At 39.6% G+C, this 3,728-nt stretch carries 3 protein-coding genes and 1 pseudogene; 3 read left to right on the top strand and 1 reads right to left on the bottom strand.

Going from position 1 to position 3,728, the window contains the following annotated elements; translation table 11 throughout:
• A pseudogene (locus H5072_RS14195) lies at positions 1 to 479 on the bottom strand (hypothetical protein); the annotation flags it as partial.
• A 156-nt stretch (positions 480 to 635) separates the two neighbouring features.
• Between H5072_RS14195 and H5072_RS21245 the strand changes: the two are divergent.
• The 3 genes from H5072_RS21245 to H5072_RS14205 form a co-directional block, all read left to right on the top strand.
• Complete coding sequence (locus H5072_RS21245; RefSeq protein ID WP_259395782.1) at positions 636 to 761, top strand: hypothetical protein; 126 nt, start codon at positions 636 to 638, stop codon at positions 759 to 761.
• Between the two features lie 6 nt (positions 762 to 767).
• Positions 768 to 1,946: an efflux RND transporter periplasmic adaptor subunit gene (locus tag H5072_RS14200; protein WP_182693887.1), complete on the top strand. Its 1,179-nt coding sequence runs from the start codon at positions 768 to 770 to the stop codon at positions 1,944 to 1,946.
• Positions 1,947 to 1,960: 14 nt separating this feature from the next.
• The coding region (locus H5072_RS14205; RefSeq protein ID WP_182693888.1) for an efflux RND transporter permease subunit at positions 1,961 to 3,728 on the top strand (1,768 nt) is incomplete at its 3' end.

Genomic DNA, 3,728 nt, shown 5'->3' on the forward strand with positions numbered 1-3,728 from the left:
GCTTCGCTTAAAAATAACTTATTTACATTAAATGCTATTTTACCGTCTTCTTCTTTTTCTATTTTAATGCTCGCAAGTACCGCTTCACTAATATTGGCATCACTCGCTTTTGAAATTGCACTGCTTTCGTCAAATTTGTAGCGAGGTGTTTTGCTAATAATATCGATACGGTCAAAGTATTTTCTAAATTCAATTAATTTAGTTTCGCGGTACGAACCACGATAATGGCCTGCATCTGTAACGCCATCGACAGTGTGCGCAAAATACACAAACGGCGTATTGAGTTGGGATTCGTTAATCACCATAAGGTGCTTACCGGTTTTTTCGTCTTGATAAAGGCTAAATATACCGGCAAATTCGGTTTGTCCTTTGATCATTTCGCTAAGTGTTTTTGACTCTTTTTCATCTTTTTTATCGGCTGCAAATGCATGGCTGCCAAACGCTAAGCTAAGCGCAAGGGTGATGGTCGTTAATTTCATTTTGAGACTTTTAATATTTGTTAATTTAATTGGACTGTACGTAAATTAATTTAATTTCGCACATCTTCGCGATGAAATTTAAGTGTTTAACGCTAATAAACTGATATTAATGAATAAAAGTTTGTAACAAAATATAACGAATGAGGTGAGCTGCATGTGAAGTTATATTCTATAGCCCTAAATAGCAGCGGTTTATATGTATTTGCAACAGTTGCTTACAAATGTCACCTTAATGTTTCATATGGCTCTGGTATTATGGCGTTAATAGAATTTTGGGGATAATAGGATATGCAAACAAATTCACTTAGATGGGTTTTTCCATTTGTAGCGCTCATTGTTGGTGTTGTTGGCTTTATGGGAATCAATGCCATTGCAAAAGATCCAGAAAAAAAAGAAGTAATTGATACTCGTCCAACAGTGCAAGTTGAGCCAGTGGCTGCAAACGATCATCAAGTTATTATTAATAGCTACGGTGAAGTAAAGCCTCTTGAAAATACACAGCTCTCGGCGCAGGTGTCGGGCGAGGTGTTAAGTTGGCATCCTAATTTTGTAGCCGGTGGCATAGTTGCTCGCGGTGAAACCTTATTCACTATCGAAAAAGACAACTATGAAGCAGCAGTACTTGTTGCAGAGGCTGAGCTTGCTCGCGCACAAGCGGGTTTAATAGAAGAACAAGCTCAAGCTCAAGTAGCCGAAGACGAAGCCAAGCGCTTTCCAAGTAAAGCGCGCACAGATTTATTTTTACGTAAACCTCAAGTGCTCAGTGCTCAAGCATCTGTTAAGTCGGCGCAAGCAGCATTAAAGCGCGCGCAACGTGATTTGGATAATTGTGATGTTACAGCCCCTTACGACGCATTGGTGATTAGCCGAAATATAGGTGTTGGACAGTTTGTCACTATGGGTTCGCAAGTTGCTGAACTCAATAATATTGAGACCGCTGAAGTGATTATTCCTATCGCAGGGTTCGATAGCGTTTTTTTGCCAGAACGTATTAAAGGTATTACCGCAACGATTATTCAAAAAGGCCTAAACAGCTTCACCCGTGAAGGTGTAATTGACCGCGACCTAGGGATTGTTGATAACGCTACGCGTATGAGCAGTTTAGTAGTGCGTATAGAAGACCCATACGGTCTTAAGAATATACAACCAGCCATTAAGTTTGGTAGCTACGTACAGGTAAATTTTGCAGGTGCAATGCTTAATAATATTTACCGCTTACCGCAAGAGTTAGTTAATAACAAAACCGTATGGATCGTTAATGAAGAGCAGCAACTTGAGCCGCGCAAAGTCACAGTTATTCGTGAAGAGGGTGAGTACTTTTACATCAGTGATGGTTTGAAAACAGATGATAAGTTGGTGATTACTTTGCCAGAATATCCGCAAAAAGGCATGGCTGTAAAAATTGCGGGCCTTCAAAATACTAAAAATACAGAGGCACTTGAAAATGCTTCCACTGAAAAATTATAAAGGTAGGCTGAGTTATGAGTAACACTGAACTACCAAATACAGCGCCTAACGCTGAAAAACAAACCGGTATTATTGCTTACTTCGCTAATAACTCCGTTGCTGCCAACCTAATGATGATTTTTATTGTGGTGATGGGAATTATTAGCTTTCTAAATATCCAACGCCAAATGTTCCCTAATGTAGAAATTAACTACATTAATATTGAAGCTAACTACCCCGGCGCTTCACCACAAGAAATAGAAGAAAGCATACTTATAAAAATTGAAGAGTCGCTAAAAGATGTGACCGAAATTAAAAAAGGTGTGTACAGGGCATTTAGAAATGGCGGTAGAGCAAGTCTTGAAATTAATACTGATGTAGAGCTGACCGATATACTCGATAAAGTTAAATTACGGGTTGATGGTATAGCAACGTTCCCTGCCGGTATGGAACCGGTCACCATAAGTCAAGTTGAGTTTAGGCAAGATGTTATAGGTATGACACTCGTTGCCGACATACCGCTAACTGAGCTTAAGCCTATAGCAAACCAAATAGAAGATGAGTTACTACAGCTATCTAACGTGTCGTTAGTGGTAAACGATGTTCCTCTTGATGAAATAGCAATTGAAATCGAACCCGATACGCTGCGTCAGTATAACCTAACCCTTAGTGATGTAATGAATGCAGTGCGTCGTTACTCAGCTAACTTTTCGGCGGGGCAGCTAAAAACAGACGCAGGTGTTATTTCTGTTCGCGTCGAAAATCAGTTTTACTCTGGTGAAGAATTTAGGCAAATACCGGTAAAAATAGGGGCTAATGGCGCTAAAGTGTTACTGCAAGATATTGCCGTGATTAAAGATCAGTTCACTGAAGGTGAGCGTTACTTTAAATTCAATGGTGAAAATGCAGTTTATATATCGGTAAAAGCGACTGAAGAGCAAAGTATTATCCCAGTTGCTGATTCAGTAAAAGCATTTATAGAATTAAAAAACAAAGAGCTACCACTGGGGGTTCGTTTAGAGCCACTAATGGATTTTACGTATTACCTAAATGCCCGCTTAGACATGATGGTTACAAACCTCATTCAGGGCGCTATTTTGGTTGCAATTATGCTATCAATCTTTTTACGCTTTAAGTTGGCATTATGGGTGATGATTGGTTTGCCAGTGTGCTTTTTGGGCGCAATGATGATGATGCCATTGTTTGGTGTAACCATTAATATTTTATCACTTTTTGCCTTTATTATGGTGCTAGGGATTGTGGTGGACGACGCCATCGTGATAGGGGAAGCTGCCTACACCGAAATAGAGAAAAAAGGCGGTGGTGTTGTTAATGTGATTAATGGCGCAAAACGCGTAGCAACCCCTGCAACTTTTGGTGTACTAACTACCATTGCAGTATTTGCTCCGTTTACGTTATCTACAGGCCCAGAAAGTGCCTTCTTTTATGGTATAGCTGTGGTGGTAATGCTGTGCTTGGTATTTAGTTTGATTGAATCAAAGTTGATATTGCCTGCCCATATTGCTCACACTCATTTTTCACCAATAAAAGAGGGGGGCTGGCGAGATCGGTTTAATACGCGATTTTTTGGTTTTGTAAATGGCCCATATAAACGCTTTGTTATACGTTGTGTTGAATGGCGTTGGTCAGTGCTATTTTCATTTATTGCTCTATTAATCGTAACCTTTGCTTTAATCTCATCAAATCAAGTTCGTACCGGGTTTATGCCAAAGATCCCGCATGACTACCCGCAAATAAATCTAGAAATGAATGACAATGTATCAGACATACAAACAATAAATG

Origin of the sequence: Pseudoalteromonas sp. SR45-5 (genome assembly GCF_014163565.1) — a bacterium.
GTDB lineage: Bacteria > Pseudomonadota > Gammaproteobacteria > Enterobacterales > Alteromonadaceae > Pseudoalteromonas > Pseudoalteromonas distincta.